The sequence below is a fragment of the Nostoc sp. CMAA1605 genome (assembly GCF_021596505.1).
Lineage (GTDB): Bacteria > Cyanobacteriota > Cyanobacteriia > Cyanobacteriales > Nostocaceae > Trichormus.
This window is the reverse complement of sequence record NZ_PJIZ01000061.1, coordinates 24,954-43,487: the sequence shown is the minus strand read 5'-3', so window position 1 is coordinate 43,487 and position 18,534 is coordinate 24,954. Positions and strand designations below refer to the sequence as shown.

17 protein-coding genes and 2 pseudogenes are annotated in these 18,534 nt (G+C 41.8%); 12 read left to right on the top strand and 7 right to left on the bottom strand.

The genetic code is table 11. The features are described from left to right. The 7 genes and pseudogenes from CV014_RS19480 to CV014_RS19450 all read left to right on the top strand — a co-directional run. Positions 1-347, top strand: a pseudogene (locus CV014_RS19480) (phycocyanobilin:ferredoxin oxidoreductase); the annotation flags it as partial. Positions 348-466: 119 nt separating this feature from the next. Further along, positions 467-679, top strand: coding sequence for a hypothetical protein (locus CV014_RS19475; RefSeq protein ID WP_236143535.1), 213 nt, complete (start codon positions 467-469; stop codon positions 677-679). Between the two features lie 847 nt (positions 680-1,526). Next, positions 1,527-2,045: a phycocyanin subunit beta gene (locus CV014_RS19470; RefSeq protein WP_236143534.1), complete on the top strand. Its 519-nt coding sequence runs from the start codon at positions 1,527-1,529 to the stop codon at positions 2,043-2,045. A gap of 143 nt (positions 2,046-2,188) precedes the next feature. Then, positions 2,189-2,677: a phycocyanin subunit alpha gene (gene cpcA / locus CV014_RS19465; protein ID WP_236143533.1), complete on the top strand. Its 489-nt coding sequence runs from the start codon at positions 2,189-2,191 to the stop codon at positions 2,675-2,677. A gap of 115 nt (positions 2,678-2,792) precedes the next feature. Further along, positions 2,793-3,602 (top strand): phycobilisome linker polypeptide, encoded by an 810-nt coding sequence (locus tag CV014_RS19460; RefSeq protein WP_236143532.1) that lies wholly within the window; start codon positions 2,793-2,795, stop codon positions 3,600-3,602. Positions 3,603-3,740: 138 nt separating this feature from the next. Continuing rightward, positions 3,741-4,613 carry a phycobilisome linker polypeptide gene (locus tag CV014_RS19455; protein WP_236143531.1) on the top strand — a complete coding sequence of 291 codons (873 nt, stop codon included), beginning with the start codon at positions 3,741-3,743 and terminating at the stop codon, positions 4,611-4,613. Positions 4,614-4,626: 13 nt separating this feature from the next. Continuing rightward, on the top strand, positions 4,627-4,884 hold the full coding sequence (locus tag CV014_RS19450) for a phycobilisome linker polypeptide (RefSeq protein ID WP_236143530.1): 258 nt from the start codon (positions 4,627-4,629) through the stop codon (positions 4,882-4,884). Between the two features lie 185 nt (positions 4,885-5,069). On the opposite strand, the pseudogene CV014_RS19445 reads toward CV014_RS19450, so the two are convergent. Then, positions 5,070-5,642: pseudogene (locus CV014_RS19445) on the bottom strand (Uma2 family endonuclease). Between the two features lie 78 nt (positions 5,643-5,720). Between CV014_RS19445 and CV014_RS19440 the strand changes: the two are divergent. After that, the gene (locus tag CV014_RS19440) at positions 5,721-6,398 is read left to right on the top strand and encodes a HEAT repeat domain-containing protein (RefSeq protein WP_236143529.1); all 678 of its coding nucleotides are present in this window, start codon (positions 5,721-5,723) and stop codon (positions 6,396-6,398) included. Here CV014_RS19440 and CV014_RS19435 read toward each other — a convergent pair. Then, entirely contained in the window at positions 6,381-6,962 is a 582-nt protein-coding gene (locus tag CV014_RS19435) for a phycobilisome protein (protein WP_236143528.1), read from the bottom strand. The two genes, CV014_RS19440 and CV014_RS19435, sit on opposite strands and share 18 nt — an antisense overlap. A gap of 119 nt (positions 6,963-7,081) precedes the next feature. Between CV014_RS19435 and CV014_RS19430 the strand changes: the two genes are divergently transcribed. From CV014_RS19430 to CV014_RS19420, 3 genes are all read left to right on the top strand, one after another. Next, positions 7,082-7,873, top strand: a complete 792-nt coding sequence (locus tag CV014_RS19430; protein ID WP_236143527.1) for a DUF1838 family protein — start codon at positions 7,082-7,084, stop codon at positions 7,871-7,873. A 115-nt stretch (positions 7,874-7,988) separates the two neighbouring features. Continuing rightward, positions 7,989-8,648, top strand: coding sequence for a HEAT repeat domain-containing protein (locus CV014_RS19425; protein WP_236143526.1), 660 nt, complete (start codon positions 7,989-7,991; stop codon positions 8,646-8,648). 386 nt (positions 8,649-9,034) lie between these two features. Further along, entirely contained in the window at positions 9,035-9,241 is a 207-nt protein-coding gene (locus tag CV014_RS19420; RefSeq protein WP_103138121.1) for a hypothetical protein, read from the top strand. 4 nt (positions 9,242-9,245) lie between these two features. On the opposite strand, the gene CV014_RS19415 is transcribed toward CV014_RS19420, so the two are convergent. Next, the gene (locus tag CV014_RS19415) at positions 9,246-10,049 is read right to left on the bottom strand and encodes a pentapeptide repeat-containing protein (RefSeq protein ID WP_236143525.1); all 804 of its coding nucleotides are present in this window, start codon (positions 10,047-10,049) and stop codon (positions 9,246-9,248) included. Positions 10,050-10,403: 354 nt separating this feature from the next. Between CV014_RS19415 and CV014_RS19410 the strand changes: the two genes are divergently transcribed. Continuing rightward, positions 10,404-14,120 carry a HEAT repeat domain-containing protein gene (locus CV014_RS19410; protein WP_236143524.1) on the top strand — a complete coding sequence of 1,239 codons (3,717 nt, stop codon included), beginning with the start codon at positions 10,404-10,406 and terminating at the stop codon, positions 14,118-14,120. 194 nt (positions 14,121-14,314) lie between these two features. On the opposite strand, the gene CV014_RS19405 is transcribed toward CV014_RS19410, so the two are convergent. From CV014_RS19405 to sufC, 4 genes are all read right to left on the bottom strand, one after another. Continuing rightward, positions 14,315-14,818 carry a hypothetical protein gene (locus CV014_RS19405; RefSeq protein ID WP_236143523.1) on the bottom strand — a complete coding sequence of 168 codons (504 nt, stop codon included), beginning with the start codon at positions 14,816-14,818 and terminating at the stop codon, positions 14,315-14,317. 148 nt (positions 14,819-14,966) lie between these two features. Then, the gene (locus CV014_RS19400) at positions 14,967-16,229 is read right to left on the bottom strand and encodes a cysteine desulfurase (protein ID WP_236143522.1); all 1,263 of its coding nucleotides are present in this window, start codon (positions 16,227-16,229) and stop codon (positions 14,967-14,969) included. 146 nt (positions 16,230-16,375) lie between these two features. After that, positions 16,376-17,725, bottom strand: coding sequence for a Fe-S cluster assembly protein SufD (gene sufD / locus CV014_RS19395; protein WP_236143521.1), 1,350 nt, complete (start codon positions 17,723-17,725; stop codon positions 16,376-16,378). Continuing rightward, on the bottom strand, positions 17,725-18,513 hold the full coding sequence (gene sufC, locus CV014_RS19390; RefSeq protein WP_236143520.1) for a Fe-S cluster assembly ATPase SufC: 789 nt from the start codon (positions 18,511-18,513) through the stop codon (positions 17,725-17,727). The genes sufD and sufC overlap by 1 nt, the downstream gene beginning before the upstream one ends. Between the last annotated feature and the right edge of the window lie 21 nt (positions 18,514-18,534).

The window sequence follows — 18,534 nt, the reverse complement described above, 5'->3', positions numbered from 1 at the left end:
TCACAATTGTCGGTTTTGTCGGAACTCCCGTTTTCCCAACGCGAGATTTACCAGCTTGGGGCGATATTTTTTCAGAATTTTGTCTGTTTGTCCGTCCAGGAACCCCTGATGAAGAAGATATGTTTCTTAATCGGGTGCGGGATTTTCTCACTATCCATTGTCAAATTGCTAGTACAGAAACACCCCTAACCTCAAATCTCGACATCTCTAAGGTGTTAGCAGGACAACGCCACTACTGTACAAAGCAGCAACAAAATGATAAAACTCGGCGCGTACTAGAGAAATCTTTTGGTACAGAGTGGGCAGATCGCTACATGACTACTATGCTTTTCGATTATGTAGCCTGAGATTATCCCCAATGAATTTTTTTCATACCAGGGTGGCTATCACGTTTGAGGATAGCTCATCGCCATCCTGGTAATTTTGCTTGGTGAGATTAATAAAATAGTTGTATATGAGTAGTAACTTGAATGACACTCTAGTAGAAAAAACAGTAACCTACACACTTGAGATGAATGGTAAATTTTACCTAATCGAAAATGTCCCTGCACGCATAAATCCAGAAACAGGGGAACAATTTTTTTCCCCATCTACGGTAGAGAGATTACAGCAGATTATTTACGACCAACAAGAACCTATCCGCATTGTGGAAACGCCAGTGTATAATTTTGCAGCTTAATATCAGGCAACAGGTCGTAACCCTATATTGAAATCAAATTACATTTAAATTAAATAGACATAACACAGCCATATACCCAAATACTCACAGCATTTTTTAATCGAGTCAGATAAAAATCATCACAAGGGTGCAAGATATTGCGTCCCTATTTGTGTATCTCATTACCACGAGAACTGCTTATTGAGCATTTCAGTCAGTCAAAACTCTGTACTTTTTAGACACAGAGTGAAATTGACATGATTTTACAAATTCATATATAAATATGACTAAATGTAACGATATTTTAAGTCTAAAAACTCCTTTAAAAATAGCAACTCTAAGCATCAAATCAAAATTGTGTCTAAATATTGCCAATTGTAACGATAATTAAAGTCTGAAGACAAAATGAAAATAAAAACAATCCTTGAAATATAAGGCTTTCAGACTTTACTTAATATTTTTTAACCTATTCTCTGGCGATACTTTAGAAATTGCACAAAATTTGCACAAATGTATTGCTTTAATCAAATTCAGGTTCAAACGACTTCTGAACTCGTTGCCCCTGATGGAAAAAGTTCAGTGTCTTGAAACTTGATGAACAACTATTTCATTATCTGGGATTGTGAGTCTTAGGGAAATAGTTGTGAAAAAGCTTCGCAATATTGATTTATAGCTGTGCTGTAAGTTAATGGGAATAGCTAAAAGTTAAATGGTGAATTCTGCCCTAATTCGCCGACTGTTTAACTTGCTAATAACTTTTGGCCTGCTGATTTTCGACGAATGACGAAGCTGAAGTACCATCAAGAACTCAGACTTTGAACCGACATGGAATAAACAGCATACTAAATAGTGATTAGGAGAAGCTGGAATGCTTGACGCTTTTACCAAGGTAGTTTCCCAAGCTGATACTAGAGGCTCATACGTTAGCGATGCAGAAATCGATGCTCTCAAAGATATGGTAGCTGCTGGTGCTAAACGCATGGACGTAGTAAACCGGATTACAGGCAATGCCTCTACAATCGTTGCCAATGCTGCACGGACATTGTTTGAAGAGCAACCCCAGTTGATTCAACCAGGTGGTAATGCTTACACAAACCGCCGTATGGCTGCTTGCTTACGCGACATGGAAATCATCTTACGCTATGTAACCTACGCTGTATTCACAGGTGATGCTAGCGTTCTAGACGATCGCTGTTTGAACGGTCTGCGGGAAACATATCAAGCATTGGGTGTTCCTGGCCCCTCTGTAGCGACCGGTGTAGTCAAGATGAAAGAAGCTGCGATCGCAATTGCAAATGACCCCAGTGGCGTTACCCGTGGTGACTGTAGCTCCTTAATGGCTGAATTGAGCAGCTACTTCGATCGCGCTGCTGCCGCAGTTGGCTAAATACCAATTCAAAATACCCTTACGGGAAGCAAGCTACAAAATTCAAAATGATTGCTGAATTTTGAAGAATTGGGAAACAACGCCGACCACTCAATCTTTTGTCTGACGCATAACTTTACATATTTGTTGAAAGGATCATCAGCATGAAAACACCTTTAACCGAAGCAGTCGCTACCGCAGATTCTCAAGGACGCTTTCTCAGCTCCACAGAACTTCAAGTTGCCTTTGGTCGTTTCCGTCAAGCATCCGCTAGCTTAGATGCCGCTAAAGCATTGAGTAGCAAAGCTAGTAGTTTGGCTTCTGGTGCTGCTAACGCAGTTTACCAAAAGTTCCCCTACACCACCCAAATGCAAGGTAAAAACTTCGCTGCTGATCAGCGTGGTAAAGACAAGTGTGTACGTGACATCGGTTACTACATTCGCATCATCACCTACTGTCTAATTGCTGGTGGTACAGGCCCATTAGATGACTACTTAATTGGTGGTTTGACAGAAATCAACCGCACCTTTGATTTGTCTCCTAGCTGGTACGTTGAAGCTCTCAAATACATCAAAGCTAATCATGGTTTGAGTGGCGACCCTGCTGTAGAAGCTAACTCCTACATTGACTACGCTATCAACGCTCTGAGCTAGATTTTTCTTTCTGCCCAGAACAACTTAAAGCTGTGAATGCTGATTTGCTAGCAAGGGCAGTTTTTTGGGGTTCTGGGTATGTTTTTTTCCTTGCAAAAATTAAGGAGATTGACTCATGACTAGTTCTACCGCAGCCAGTCAGCTAGGATTTGAGCCATTTGCCAGCACACCCCCCACAGAGTTGCGGTCAAATGAAGATGTCAAAGCAGTAATTCATGCTGCTTATCGCCAGGTGTTTGGTAATGAACACTTGATGCAAAGCGAACGTCTCACCAGTGCAGAATCGTTATTGCAGCAAGGTAATATTAGCGTTCGAGATTTTGTCCGATTGCTGGCACAGTCTGAACTGTATCGCAATAAGTTTTTTTACTCCACGCCCCAAGTTCGCTTCATTGAATTGAACTATAAGCATTTACTTGGTCGTGCGCCCTACGATGAATCAGAGATTACCTACCACGTTAATCTCTATATAGAAAAAGGGTACGAAGCCGAAATTGATTCTTATATAGATTCATTGGAATATCAAGAAAACTTTGGAGAATCAATAGTTCCCCATTATCGCGGTTTTGCTACTCAAGCAGGACAAAAGACTGTAGGCTTTAACCGGATGTTTCAGATTTATCGGGGATATGCCAACAGCGATCGCTCCCAAGGTAAAAATAAATCTGCGTGGTTAACAAAGGATTTAGCTCAGAATTTAGCTAATCCCGTGCAGACTCCTAACTTTGGTCGGGGACTGACAGGTACAATTGCAGGCGATCGCGGCCAGCTTTACCGCATCAGATTTACCCAAGCAGATAGAGGAAGAAACCCCCAAATTCGTCGCAGTATTCAAGAGTCTTTAGTCAGCTATGACCAACTCTCACCTACTCTGCAAAGACTAAATCAGAGAGGTAGTCGAGTGGTCAATATTTCTCCCGCCTGATTGAAAGAGGCAGGGGGCATAGGAGGCAGGGGGGCAGGGTGCAGGTTGCAGGGGGAGAATGATTTTGATTTAATCCCCAGTCCCCAGTCCCCAGTCCCCAGTCTCCAATAATTTTGCAACATTCAAGGAGTCCTATTCGTGCCAATTACAACCGCCGCATCTCGTTTGGGAACGACAGCTTTTGACCAAACACGCCCTGTGGAACTGCGTCCTAATTGGACAGCAGAAGATGCCAAAGCTGTTATTTGGGCTGTTTATCGTCAGGTTTTAGGTAATGACCACCTGATGCAATCAGAACGCCTCACCAGCTTAGAATCCTTGCTGACCAATGGACAAATCAGTGTCCGGGATTTTGTGCGTGGAGTAGCTAAGTCTGAACTATACAAAACCAAGTTTTTGTATCCCCATTTTCAAACTAGGGTAATCGAATTAAACTTTAAACACCTGTTGGGGCGCGCTCCCTACGATGAAGCTGAGGTGATTGAGCATCTTGATCGCTACCAAAATCAGGGCTTTGATGCAGACATCGATTCTTATATCGATTCTGTGGAATATGATAGCTATTTCGGAGATGCGATTGTTCCTTATTATCGGGACTTTGTCACCACAGGAATAGGTCAAAAAACCGTTGGCTTTACGCGGATGTTCCGTTTGTACCGTGGCTATGCAAATAGCGATCGCTCTCAGTTAGCTGGTTCAAGTTCTCGCCTAGCCACCGACTTAGCTAGAAATAGTGCTTCTGCGATCATTGCACCTTCCGGTGGGACTGACGGTTGGGCTTACCAAGCTGCGAAAAAAGGTACTGCACCCACTCGCACCTTTGGCAGATCCTCTCAAGGCTCTACTCCCCGACTTTACCGTATTGAAGTTGCCGGAATTAGTCTGCCTAGATATCCCAAAGTACGTCGCAGCAATAAAGAGTTTATCGTCCCCTACGAACAACTATCCAGCACTTTACAGCAAATCAATAAACTAGGCGGTAAGGTTGCTAGCATCACCATCGCACAATAGGAGGTCAAGCATCATGTTGGTACAGCCACGGATGAAAGCATCAACTTCCACTTCAGATAGTCGTGTTTTTATCTATGAAGTAGAAGGGTTAAAACAGAACGAGCAAACCGAAAACAATAAATATCAAGTTCGCAACAGCAGCACTGTTTTAATTCAAGTCCCCTACAGTCGCATGAATGATGAAATGCGACGCATTACCCGCTTGGGTGGCAAGATTGTCAACATTCGTCCCCTAAGTGAAAGTGAAACAGCAGCTGAATCAGAAAATTAACGGCTAAACGGCAAGATTAGCCACAAAGTTTAGCCGTATATCATGCTCCTTTGATATTTGCGATTTTTATAGGTGCCGGTGCAGAAAAGTAAAATTTTCTGCACCTTTTTTATTTGACGAAAGCAAGTATTAGAAGTCCCTTACCCATGCCCAATGCCCAATGCCCAATGCCCCATTCCCTCCCATTAAGGAATTTTTGCTTGTTGGAAGATTTGTTGAGGCGTAAGTTCTAGTCCTTCGAGGAGGGAATCTGCCAAACTATCATTACCGCGTTTAGTTTCAGGAAGTGCGTCTGGATAAAAAATAGTGATTGTTTTCGCTTTAGTATCAATAATCAACACTCGTTGAACTTGAGCCTTTAAATAATCAGTGGCTTTTTCGGTCATTTCTCCAAAAGTTTGCCCAGGAGAAATAATTTCAATGACTAATTCTGGTGCGACTGGAAAAGCTGTATCTTCCATCCAATCGGCCGGAAGACGGTCATAGGAAATATAAGTTAGATCAGCTACAGGAATCCAGTCTTGTTGATTGCGTGTGAGCTTCATAGCTCATTCAATTACGACTCTTCCCTTGGCTTGCGACCATGTAGACAGTAGTAAAAATAACGCACCTGTTACTGAGCTATGAAAAAATTTTGGCGACATTTCATCGTTTTTAAATTTAGGAATTGCTTCACCGTCAATTAATTCGTAGATGATATCTCCTTGGGGAAGTGCGAGAAATTCTTCCCAGGTAAGCGGCGTTTTTAACTGGGTCATAGTTGCTTTGGCAGCAGGGGGATAACTCTATGTTAAATTTTTAAGAATGAATAGGGCTAACACCCGATTTTTGCCGAAATGAATCAACACAGTTTAGAACAAATTGCCGCACAGTTAAATAGCTCAAATGTGAGCGATCGCATTTTAGCGATGATTGAACTGCAAAAAGAGACTATGCCAGCACAAGATGCCTATCCATTAATTAAACAGGCGATTTATGATGAGAATGTGCAGGTTCGTGGTATGGCTGCTTTCTCGTTAGGTGTGAAACAAACTCCTGAAAATCGCGCAATTTTGGTGAATGTGCTGGAATCTGACCCTGACTATAATGTGAGAGCAATGGCAGCCGGGGCTTTAGGATATTTAGAGGATCAGCAAGCTTTAGCTCCTCTAACTCATGCTTTCTATGAAGATACTAGTTGGTTAGTTCAATTTAGTGCGGCTGTGGCTTTGGGTAACTTAAAGGATATCCAAGCTCAAGCAGTTTTACTAGAAGCCCTGAATAGTAAAAATCCCCTATTGCAAGAAGCTGCAATTATGGCTCTAGGTGAGATTGGTGCTATCAGTGTGATTGATCGTCTGTTGCAATATGTAAATGCCGACGATTGGATGCTACGGAAACGGTTAGCAGAAGCTTTGGGTAATCTTCCCGTTCCCCAAAGCCAAGCCGCATTGAACGACTTACAGCAAGATAGTAATCCCTTAGTGGTCGAAGCTGCTGTGCGATCGCAGCAAAAGTTAGCGAAATTGCTTTAATTGCTCAATCAAATGCTCAAAATAAGGCGCAAGGGTTGCTTGCTGCGCTGGTTCTGTGCGCTTGAGGCTAGCGGCTTTAATTCCTTCTAATCCGACAACCATTGCATCTAAAGGTACTTGCAATTCTTTATACAGTAACTGCATATAATGTAAACCTTCGGGGCTTGTGTAGTCGGTATGTTGCCCCGTAATACCATAAGTAATACAGCGTAGAAAGTGCCAAAAATCACGCCAACAGGCATCTGCCCTAACTGCTGGGTAGAGTCCACCACCTGGTTGAGTAATATCGGGAAATTTAGCTAAGACATCATTTCTGGCTTCATCAACGATTTCCGTGACGCGATCGCGCAGATTTTGAGTAACTGTGATCAATGGTGTAGTTGCAGGTGCTAGCTGTTGTATTTGCTGCAAATCTTCATCAGTGAGGTAACGTCCCTCATTATCTGCGGTCTGAAAAAGCTCAATCGCCTCTGGTGGATGGGTAGTTGTCCAAGTAGCAAAACTGACAATCCGCGACTTCTGGATGAGTTCGCGTACTTTGTCACTCAATTGTGGCTGAGTCATAGAATATAAATCGACTTACTAAAAGTTGAAACCCCTGGCAAATTTGAGGAGTATGGAAATAGTTCTGTTGGTTTAAGTAACCTATTATTAACACTGTAGCGGTAGTTTCTTGAGAAACGATGAGCAATTCAGAAGACTACACATTTAATAATCTAGATTTTTATAGAAAAAATCATGGTCAACAACTTTACTATCGATGGGAAGGGAAAGTCTGGTGGCAACAATCGAGCCAGAGCGAATGGCAGAAGTTATTTTCTATCATCGGGATGAATGCAACCAAGGTTTTCATTCGTCCTGATTCTGAGTTTGCACAAGTAGGTTATCGGATTAATCGAGAATTGGGTTTATTTTGTCATCCACAGACACAAGAAATCCTGCACACATGGCAACCCGACGCAACCCGTCCGGCTGTACCCATCGTACATATAGCCAACCGCATAGTACAAGGTTCTGTCAAACCAAGGCTGACGGTAATTCCTCAAGGGCAAGACTATGTTACCTCTGTTGTAGAAATCCCCTTAACTTATCCTCATCCATTAGCAGGAGATCCCCAATACCGAGACTATTGTCCTGGTGAAACCTTTAATGGTACAGAATATTTCACCAGCCACATTAGTCGTCCAGAAGTCAAGGATCTTCCTCCCGCCACCTGGGCGCGAAACTGTCCTTGGCTACCGTGGATGAAACTAGGGTACGGTCATCCAGCACGCTTAAGATTTGAGACGACAACAGCTCGCGTTGACTCCTTTGAACAATTACATCCGAATTTAATACAACTAATTCGTCAAAAAGTGCCGATTTATGAATTTACTCCCGACCACAGTGATGAAGCAAATATGACAAGTACGTTATATTTTAAGCAACACTTTGACGCTTACTTACGAGGAGAAAGTTTTCCAGTTGCAGAATAGTCAATGGTCAATAGTCATTAGTCAATAGTCATTAGTCATTAGTTTTTGTCCCTTACACCCCTATACCCCTAAACCCTTACACCCCTATACCCTTACACCCCTATTTCTTACTCTTATGGATCTCAGCCAAATTGAAACTAATCTGCAAAACGCTGATTTTCAATATCGTCTCAAGGCTATCTCTGCTCTTCAAGATTATCCTACTGATGTTGCTGTACCTTTACTCAGTCGCCATGTCCAAGACCCTGAGTTTTTGGTGCGAACTTTTGTTGCTAGGGAGTTGGGTAAGCAGAAAACGTCTGAATCTTTTGCGGCTTTGTTGCAAATCATGAAGTTAGATAACACGCCTAATGTCAGGGCAGAGGCGGCTAATTCTCTCTCGTTGTTTGGGCGGATTTCTGTGTCTCATCTAGTGCAGACGTTTGCCCGTGATGACCATTGGTTGGTACGGCGCAGTATTTTGGCTGCTTTGGTAGAAATGGATTGTCCTGAAGAGGTTTTAGAGACTTGTGTGATTGGATTAGCAGGGGATGATGCAGCAGTACAAGAAGCCTCTGTGGATGCGTTAGGAGCATTAGTAAATTCCCGTCAGTCAGAGGCTGCTTTATCTCAACTCCTGATTCTCAAAAATTCTGAGTTTGAATATATTCGGGTTAGGGTTGCCTATGCTCTGAAAAATTTTGAGGACTCTACGGCTAAGGCGGCTCTTGCAGAACTGAGAAATGATCCAGACTACCGTGTAGTAGGGGCTGCAATGGAAGATTTAATCCATTAGGGGTGTAAGGGTATGAGGGTATGAGGGTATAGGGGTGGAAAATGTTGGGCGAGGATAGAAAAAGAACCCAACACGGTTGCCCCAATGGGCAAGGCTTTTAACCCTTGGATTGTTGGCTGTTCTTTCTTCCCCTACACCCTTACACCCGCCCCAACGGGCTTGGTAATAGGTTTTTCTCCTCTGCTTCCTCTGCTTCTCCCGTCACTCCGTAATTGCGCGCCATCGCAAAAAATACGCCTCTTAGTCATGTCTAGCTGAGTTAGATGTCTCTATAATGTATCTAGGCTTGACAACAAAAAACACAAAGGTCTAGATATACAGGCTGACAGAATTGGACAATACCTAATTTATACCGAGTAGTTATATTTGCTCGACAGGAGAAAAATATGGCGGAAATTCCCAGTGGTGGTCAGATGCTCTGGAAATTGGAAGGATCTGATCGGGTTCTGCACCTGCGACATGATTCGTCAGAGCCGTGGCTTCCCTATGAAGAGTTCCCACAGTATGTACTACCCGATCCTCCTGGATTTTCTAAAGGAATTGCCACTTTTCTAGCGTTGCTCAAAAAAGAGTGGACGGTAATTAAATCTTAAGCAGTTAACTTTCTAGGCTGGCTCTTGTAGTTTTGCGAGTTAAGGCGTGGGGTGTATCTAATTCTTGTGCAGGCTGACTGAGAAGACGCGATCGCATTTCATCACTCAACCCTTGAACATGACTAAAATCAGCACCAGCAACGCTTTCTAACTGCTCAAATTCCACACCAGTCATATCTGCGGCACGCAAATCTGCTCCCGCTAAGTTAGCCCCATTGATCCGCGCATGACGTAAATAAGCCCCTGTCAACCAAGCTTTCCGCAAATCTGCTTGACTGAGGCGCGCGCCTTGGAGATTTACTAAAGTTAAATCAGCACCCCCCAAATAAGCACCTAATAAACTAGCACCCTGTAAATCCGCGTGGCGTAGGTTGGCTGTATTCAACTGCGCCCCATTTAAATTGGCCTTTGGGCCAATCGCGCCCGAAGATTTATAAGCGAAGTCTTCAGGAAATAGCGTTTGACTATCGTATCTTGCCCCTAGCAACTTAATCTCAGTTAAATTAGCTCCTCGTAAATCTGCACCACTTAAATCAGCTCGATACAAACAAGCTGCTTGTAAATTAGCATTACGTAAAATAGCTTGACTCAGATCGGCTCCTCTTAAATCGGCTTGGCTCAGATCCGCTTCCGATAGATTGGCTTGACTGAGATTGGCTCGAATCAAAGTGGCTCGATGTAGTTGCGCCTTCGATAAATCAAACCCACTGAGATTGAATTGATACAAATCTTCTTGAGCCAAAGCCAGTCCCGCTTTCAGGATAGCCAAAACGTCTTGAGGTGTCTTGTAAGTCTCCTTGCTGATCATAGATTGAAATTTAGAGATTATTTTAGGGGTATTCTACCGCGACACATCTACCGAAAATTTAGGAATTAAGTAGAACTGGGTAAATAATTAAAGGTTTGTAGTAAGAACTAAAGTTCTCTCTCCGTTCGCGTAGCGTGTCGTAGACAGATGCCCCGCCAACAGAAAAGGACTAAAGTCCTTACTACGAACTGAATCCTAAGTATTTTTATTTATGAAGACTTTTCAAAATATTTACTCAGAACAATTTCTCTAATTTTTATTAATACCTAATTTCTACAAATATCTTAAAATCCACGGCAATTTTCTCAACTCTTAGATATACTCAAAATCACAACCTCAACAGACATAAACATTATGTTAGATTGGTTAGCTGTTTGGGGCATAACTCAAGCTGTCGGGTTTGCTTTTAAGTCGATTTTTGAAGACTTAGCCAAAGACGCGGCAAAAGACTGGGCAAAAGATTTATTAAAAAGTGTTCCTGGTAACATTTTACAGCAACTCCAACCAGAAGACATTGACATTGCTGCTGGCAAAGCCTTAAAAGAATTTTTGCAACTCATGCAGCAAGAATTAGAAGATGCGGAGTTAGAAGAAACGGAACTACAAACCTATAATCAGACTTTAAAACAATTTCTCAGTCATAAATCTGTTAGACAGATTTTAGGGAAACCTTTCCTACCAGACTGTCACACACTAGATTTTCAAATCTTGACCAAAATCTGGTATGAAATGAAATTACCTAATCTTCCGCAAGAATTTGATTGGGAAAGATTAGCTAAACGTTATCTCAAAAAGGTGAAAGCGATTATTCGAGAATCTGATCAACTACGACCTATTTTAGATTCTCAGCATTTAGAATCAATCAATCATAACTTACTAGAAATTCAAGGCATTACCCCTGATTTTGACTTAAAAAAATACCAAGAAGGAATACGTGAAAGATACGGAAACCTGAAATTAGATAGTCTGGATACTACGGGTTACGCCTATAATGAATTAAGACTATGGCGGATGTTTATTCCTCAACACGTCCGGGAAGTTCATCAAGTGTTAGCACAGGTGCATGAACTACCTAAAGAACATCTCAAACAGCTACGAGAAAGTCAACAGCTAGATGAAGAAATTACTCCAGAAGCTCTAGAATACTACAAACAAATTTACTTTGAACAGCCTACTATTTCTGTTTTAGATATTATTAACGATACGCAATGTCATAAATATGTAGTTATTTTAGGAGATCCAGGTTCGGGGAAATCGACTTTGCTGCAATTTTTAGCTTTAAACTGGGCAGAAACTCCCTTAAATAATGTCATCTCTTCGCAAATTCCATTATTAATTGAACTGCGGACATATATCCGGCGCAGAGAAAATAATGAATGTCATAATTTCTTAGAATTTTTTCATAAATGTAGTGGTATAGTTCATCATCTCAACCAAAATAAGCTCCATGAACAACTCAAAGCTGGCAATGCTTTAGTTATGTTTGATGGTTTGGATGAAGTGTTTGATATTGGGAAAAGAGATGATGTGATCACCGATATTCATCGTTTTACTAATGAATATCCTGATGTGAGGGTAATTGTTACCTCTCGCGTGATTGGCTATAAACCACAAAGATTGAGAGACGCAGAATTTCGCCATTTCATGCTGCAAGATTTAGAGCTAGAACAAATTCAAGACTTTGTGCATCGTTGGCATGAGTTAAACTTTAAAGAACTGGGAGATAGACTGCGGAAAAAGGAGAGATTGCAAAGAGCAATTGACACATCAAAAGCGATTTCTGAATTGGCAGGGAATCCCCTTTTATTAACCATGATGGCAATTCTCAATCGTAACCAAGAATTACCTAGAGATAGAGCAACTTTGTACGAACAAGCATCACGAGTATTGTTACATCAATGGGATGTGGAAAGGGCTTTAGTAGAAGATTATCGGCTAGATCCTAAAATTATTGACTATAAAGATAAGCAGGCGATGTTGCGACAAGTCGCTTATCATATGCAAACTAGTGATAAGGGTTTAGTAGGTAATTTAATTAGTGCCAAGGATTTAGAAAAGATTTTAACCCGTTATCTGAAAAATCTGGAGTTTGAACAACCAACTAAAGTTGCTAGGGTGATGATGAATCAACTACGGATTCGCAATTTTATGTTGTGTTTTGTAGGTGCAGATTACTATGCGTTTGTACATCGGACTTTTTTGGAATATTTTTGTGCTTGGGAATTTGTCTGGCAATTTAAAGAAATGCAGACTTTATCAATTCAGTCACTAGATTGTGAAGTTTTTGGTAAACACTGGCAAGATGAAACTTGGCATGAGGTGTTACGTTTAATTATTGGGATGATTGAGCCAAGATTTGTCTGTGAAATTCTCGATTACTTAATGAATGAAAATGGTGAATCAGAAAAATTTATTAACTTGTTTTTAGCTGCTAAATGTCTAGCAGAGGTGAGAAATCGTCTGTTAGTCGCTTCTGTATCAACTAAATTATTAGAGAAAATTAAAGCTTTAACTAAATATGACCTCTCCTATTATTACAAACCTTATTTAGATGCAGAAGAAACTCAACTAGTACAAGAAATTCGCACAAAAGCAGTCATTTGTGTGGGAACAACTTGGAAGGATGATCCTGATACTCTCCCTTGGCTACAACAACTAGCCACAGCTGATAATAGCGATTATGTGCGCCGTGCGGCTTTACAAGAGTTAGCTAGAGGGTTTAAAGATGATCCTGATACTCTCCCTTGGCTCAAGCAACGTGCTACTAGTGATAATGATTGGACTGTCAGACAAGCCGCAGTACAAGAATTAGCTAGGGGTTTTAAGGATGATTCTGACACTTTAATTATTCTCCAAAAAAGTGCGATCGCTGATCATAGTGAATATGTCAGACAAGTCGCAATTCAGGAATTAGCCAGAAGTTTTAAAGATAATCCCAATACATTGTTTTGGCTGAAAAAACGTGCCACAGTTGATCAATATGGGACTGTGCGTCAGGTAGCGATTCAAGAATTGGCCAGGGGGTTTAAAGATGACTGCAATATTTTGCAATGGTTGAAAAATTTCGCCACCAGTGAAGACTGGATGGTACGCCAAGCTGTGATTCAGGAATTAGCTAGAGGGTTTAAAGATGACTCTGATACCTTAAGTATTCTCCAACAAGCTATCACTAGCGATGAAAATGAATATGTGCGTCAAGCCGCAGTGCAGGAGTTAGCTAGAGGGTTTAAAGATGAGCCTCATACTCTCCCCATTTTAAAACAAAGTGCGATCGCTGACCCCTATTCCGATGTCCGCCAAACTGCTGTGCAAGAATTAGCTAGGGTATTCAAAGATGATCCTCATACACTTCCCTGGCTCAAACAACACGCCAGTGCTAGCGAGGATAAATATTTGCGTCGTGCTGTCGTCCAAGAATTAGCTAGAGTATTCAAAGATGATCCCGATACCCCCATCATCCTCAAACAGCGTGCTGTCATCGATACCTATTCTGATGTGCGTCGCGCAGTTATCCAAGAATTAGCCAGACATTTCCAAGATGACCCAGATACATTAAGTATTCTCAAACAAAGTGCGATCGCTGACAATAATGAATCTGTGAGACGTACAGCTTTACAAGAATTAGCTAGGGGTTTTCACAATCACCCTGATACTCTCCCTATCCTGAAAAAATGTGCTAAATCGGAAAAATATGCAGATGTCCGCCAAGCAGCGTTACAGGAATTAGCCACAGGGTTTGCTGATGATCCTGAAACTTTCACCATTTTAAAAAAACGTGCCATTTCTGATAAATATGCAGATGTCCGTCAAGTCGCACTGCAACAATTAGCACAAGGGTTTGTAGATCACCCAGAAATATTGGAAGTGTTCTACCATTGTGCAGTGCATGACCCCTTTACGCGAGAGTACAATTTTCAACAAAATCCGCGACAGGTAGCACTAGAAATTATCATCGAAAATTATCTTAATCATCCCCAAACGCTACCATTATTACGCGATAGAGCCGAACTTGATCCAGATGAGCAATTGCGTGAGTTTTTGCAGAAAAAGTTGCTAGATTTTACTTCGTGAAAAACAAGAGAGTAATGCAGGAGATTCGATTTCTGGAATAGATGCAAATATATCTATAGGAATCCGCTTTGATTCGGTGAAATTATTTGCGTAGGGAGGGAACAGGGAACAGGAAAGAAGGAATCAAAGTGTACCCAGCTTCGCAAAAATCAAATAGGAATCCTATAATTTATCGACGATGCTTAAATCGAAGTTTAAAGTAATTTATTGAGCCACATAAAAGAAGAAATTTGAACACTCTTAATAAGGCTAAATAGGATCATGATAGGAATATACAGCATTTTGTTGACTAGGATGTTCTTGACGCACATCAAGTCCCGACTTTCAAAAACACAAGATTTATTATTTACTTTCTTCAAACCAGTACCGATCTCACCAAATCGAGTTGGTTTTTTCTGTTTAAATGCTTCTTCAAGTACATTGAGAGATTGATTTTGTGTTCTTCGAGAAACGAATTTACTCCAAGTATTTCGCCAGAATGCTTCAGGAAGATATTGGGCGCGTACTAGAATTTCTTTGCACTCTTTTCTAGGATAATTCTGTTCTCGTCTTGTGGGACGTAGAGAAAATTCTGCTGAGGTTTGGGATGTTCTCCTGAACTTAACAATGTGATATTCCCAACTTGCACCTCCTGCGATCGCAGCATGAGGCATAAACACCCAAAGCCAGCATAGCAGAGTGAAAGTAACCTTTTTCATAAAACCGTTTTAAATAATTAAAAAAGTAAAGCACTAGAATCAGGACTTTTGAATAAAGTCTATTGTTCCCCTTTTCAAGTACCTGGAAACTCCTTTATGGCTGCGTATAAAAAATAAAAATCAAAAGGTGGGCAATGCCCACCCTAAATTAACCGAAGATACCAGCAAAAAAGTCGATGGTTTCCTTAAGTGCTTTGATGAACACATCAATTTCCTCACGGGTATTGTAGAAAGATAAACTGACTCGTGCGGTGGCTGGTAAACCTAAATGACGGTGTAATGGTTGTGTACAATGGTGTCCAGAACGAATAGCTACGCCTTCTTGATCTAATAATGTAGATAAGTCGTTGGCGTGGATACCTTCAACGGTAAATGCTGCTAAAGCGGCTCTACCTTCACCTTTCGCATCAGGTTTTGTCCCGTAGATTCTAACTTGGGGAATTTTAGCTAATTCTTGGAACAAATAAGCGGTTAATTCTGCTTCATAGGCGTGGATTTTATCCATACCTATGTTAGTAAGATAATCTATGGCTGCACCGAGAGCGATCGCTTCTCCAATTGCAGGCGTTCCTGCTTCAAATTTATGGGGTAATTCGGCATAGGTGGAATGATCTAAATAGACTTCCGCAATCATTTCACCACCACCGAAAAACGGTGGCATTGCTTCTAGTAATTCCAACTTACCATACAAGAAACCTATGCCTGTGGTAGCACACATTTTATGCCCAGATGCTACCAACCAATCACAGTCGATTTCTTGGACATCGACAGGCATATGGGGAACACTTTGACAAGCATCAACTAAGAATTTCGCGCCGTATCTGTGAGCAATTTTCGCAATCTCTGCCACTGGGTTTATACAACCCAATGTATTAGAAACATGAACTATAGAAACTAATTTAGTTTTTTCGGAAATCAGTTGTTTAAACTGTTCTAAATCAAAGGTTTCTTCTGGTGTTAATTCTACAAATTTGAGAACTGCACCAGTTTTTTGCGCCACAAATTGCCAAGGCACAATGTTACTGTGGTGTTCCATTACCGACAGAATAATTTCGTCCCCAGCTTGTAAATTGTTCATTCCCCAGCTATAAGCTACCAAGTTAATGGCTTCGCTGGCGTTGCGGGTGTAGACAATTTCTTGACGGGAAGCTGCATTAATAAATTTCGCTATTTTATCCCGTGCGCCTTCATAAGCATCGGTAGCTTTTGCACTGAGGGTATGCGCTCCCCGATGCACGTTGGCGTTATATTGTTCGTAATAATCCCTGAGTGCATTTAAAACGAACAAGGGTTTTTGCGATGTCGCCGCATTGTCTAAATAAACCAGGGGTTTATCGTTGATTTCCTGATGCAATATCGGGAAATCAGCGCGGACTTTATCAGCTAGGGTTTTGGTAGGAGTATAAGTCATTGGTTGTTAGTCAATAGTCATTAGTCAATAGTCATTAGTCAACAGTCATTAGTCATTAGTCATTAGTCATTAGTCATTAGCTAAGAACTCATTACTTTCTCTTCTCACTCAGCACTCAGCACTCAGCACTCAGCACTCATCACTCATCACTCAGCACTACTTCTGACTGTGTTTAACAATGAGTCTCTTAAGGAGGCGACTGGAATTTGATTGATGATTTCGGCGGCGAAGGCGTTAACTAATAACTTGCGCGAGTCGTTGGCATCAATACCCCGACTTTGCAGATAGAATATTTCATCATCTTCTAGTTGGCTAACTGTTGCACCGTGGGCGCATTTGACGTTATCGGCGGTGATTTCTAGTTGGGGTTTGGTGTCAACTCTAGCTTTCGATGATAGCAGCAAGTTGCGGTTTAACTGGGCTGCGTCGGTTAGCTGTGCTGGTTTGGGTACGAAAACTTTACCGTTGAAGACTGCGTGAGCGCGATCGCCGACAATACATTTATGTAATTGTTTACTTGTACCATAGGGATGATTGAGTGCGATCGCGCTGTGGGTATCCGCTACTTGATTGCCTGCTATCATGGTCAAACCGTTGAGAGTAGTTTCGGTTTGCTCACCAGTTTGCAAAATTTCTAAATTATGTCGGGATAACTTTGCACCTAAACTAATGGCGTGACAAGTATAACGGCTATAACGGGCTTGAGTCACAGCAGTTTTCCCGATGTGGAAAGCCTGTTGACTATCTCTTTCTACTCTAGTGTGAGTTACATGAGCGTTATCTGCAATGACAATTTCCGTAACAGCGTTGGTGAGGTAAACCCCAGTTTCCCCTGTGGTATTCACAAAATCTTCAATGAAGTTCACCTGTGAACCACTTTCGGCTACTACCAAACATCGGGGTTGAGCAATAGTTGCTGTTTCCCCAGCCACGGAGACAAATAATAGATGTATTGGCGTTTCCACGATGACGTTTTTCGCCACCAACACAACGGCGACATCAGATATACCCGCAGTATTGAGTGCAGTAAATACCTCTAACGCGCCCTCAGCTTGGGCTAAATGTTTTTGTACCCGTTCCTGTTCAGTTACAGGTAACGCATTTAAATTACCAACCACTACACCAGTCGGTAAATCTATAACTGCTGATAACTCTGGTGCGTAAATACCATTGACAAACACCAAGCGGCTATTGCTAGATTCTGATAGCGTGAATGCGCTGATGTCAGGAGAGGTTGCTTGCAATGTTTGGAATTTGACTCGGCGTAACTCCGACAAATCAGTAAACCGCCATTCTTCCTCACGGGTAGTAGGAATAGTAGAATGACGTACCCAATTTGCAGCACGTTCTCTGATTTCCTGTAACCACCCTGTAGAAGCTGGTACAGTCACCTGATTTAACAAAGCCACTAACTCAGCGTCTCTATCCAACAAAGTAGATGTCAAACTCGCCACATCCGAGTTAGGAACTGCACTAGGAGAAACTTGATTTGTCATTACACACCCACCCCAACCGCAGTTTCTTCCAATAGCCAATCATAACCACGGGATTCTAATTCCAGGGCTAATTCCTTACCGCCACTGGTGATAATTTGTCCCCGCGCCATCACATGGACAAAGTCAGGCACAATATAATCAAGTAATCTTTGGTAGTGGGTAATCATAATCGTGGCATTTTCTGGGCTAGTGAGTTGATTCACCCCATGTGCCACAATTTTCAGCGCGTCAATATCTAAACCCGAATCTGTCTCATCCAAAATCGCCAATTTCGGCTCTAACAAAGCCATCTGCAAAATTTCGTTACGCTTTTTCTCCCCACCAGAGAAACCTTCATTCACACTACGTTCGAGGAAAGCGGGATTCATCTTCACCACTTCCAACTTTTCCTCAATCAAATCATCAAAATCGAAAGCGTCTAACTCTTCCAAACCTTGAGCCTTGCGCCGAGAGTTATAAGCTACCCGCAAGAAATCCAAATTACTTACACCAGGAATTTCCAAAGGATATTGGAACGCCAAAAATACACCAGCCCTCGCCCGTTCCTCTGGCTCTAACTCCAGCAAATTCTGTCCTTGGAAAATCACCTCACCACCAGTCACGGTATAAGCCGGATGTCCCGACAACACCTTAGAGAAGGTACTCTTACCAGAACCATTCGGCCCCATAATCGCGTGAATTTCGCCAGCGCGCACTTCCAAATTCACACCCTTGAGGATCGGCGTACCATCAACCTCAGCCGTTAAATCCTTAACCGACAAAATCACATCACTATTTTCAACAATCATGTTCTCTCTCTCTTAATTTTT

Coding starts and splice junctions, on each gene's coding strand:
- CV014_RS19470 (WP_236143534.1), top strand. CDS start 1,527: ATGCTTGACGCTTTTACCAAGGTAGTTTCCCAAGCTGATACTAGAGGC.
- cpcA (WP_236143533.1), top strand. CDS start 2,189: ATGAAAACACCTTTAACCGAAGCAGTCGCTACCGCAGATTCTCAAGGA.
- CV014_RS19460 (WP_236143532.1), top strand. CDS start 2,793: ATGACTAGTTCTACCGCAGCCAGTCAGCTAGGATTTGAGCCATTTGCC.
- CV014_RS19450 (WP_236143530.1), top strand. CDS start 4,627: ATGTTGGTACAGCCACGGATGAAAGCATCAACTTCCACTTCAGATAGT.
- CV014_RS19440 (WP_236143529.1), top strand. CDS start 5,721: ATGAATCAACACAGTTTAGAACAAATTGCCGCACAGTTAAATAGCTCA.
- CV014_RS19435 (WP_236143528.1), bottom strand. CDS start 6,962: ATGACTCAGCCACAATTGAGTGACAAAGTACGCGAACTCATCCAGAAG.
- CV014_RS19430 (WP_236143527.1), top strand. CDS start 7,082: ATGAGCAATTCAGAAGACTACACATTTAATAATCTAGATTTTTATAGA.
- CV014_RS19425 (WP_236143526.1), top strand. CDS start 7,989: ATGGATCTCAGCCAAATTGAAACTAATCTGCAAAACGCTGATTTTCAA.
- CV014_RS19420 (WP_103138121.1), top strand. CDS start 9,035: ATGGCGGAAATTCCCAGTGGTGGTCAGATGCTCTGGAAATTGGAAGGA.
- CV014_RS19415 (WP_236143525.1), bottom strand. CDS start 10,049: ATGATCAGCAAGGAGACTTACAAGACACCTCAAGACGTTTTGGCTATC.
- CV014_RS19410 (WP_236143524.1), top strand. CDS start 10,404: ATGTTAGATTGGTTAGCTGTTTGGGGCATAACTCAAGCTGTCGGGTTT.
- CV014_RS19405 (WP_236143523.1), bottom strand. CDS start 14,818: ATGAAAAAGGTTACTTTCACTCTGCTATGCTGGCTTTGGGTGTTTATG.
- CV014_RS19400 (WP_236143522.1), bottom strand. CDS start 16,229: ATGACTTATACTCCTACCAAAACCCTAGCTGATAAAGTCCGCGCTGAT.
- sufD (WP_236143521.1), bottom strand. CDS start 17,725: ATGACAAATCAAGTTTCTCCTAGTGCAGTTCCTAACTCGGATGTGGCG.
- sufC (WP_236143520.1), bottom strand. CDS start 18,513: ATGATTGTTGAAAATAGTGATGTGATTTTGTCGGTTAAGGATTTAACG.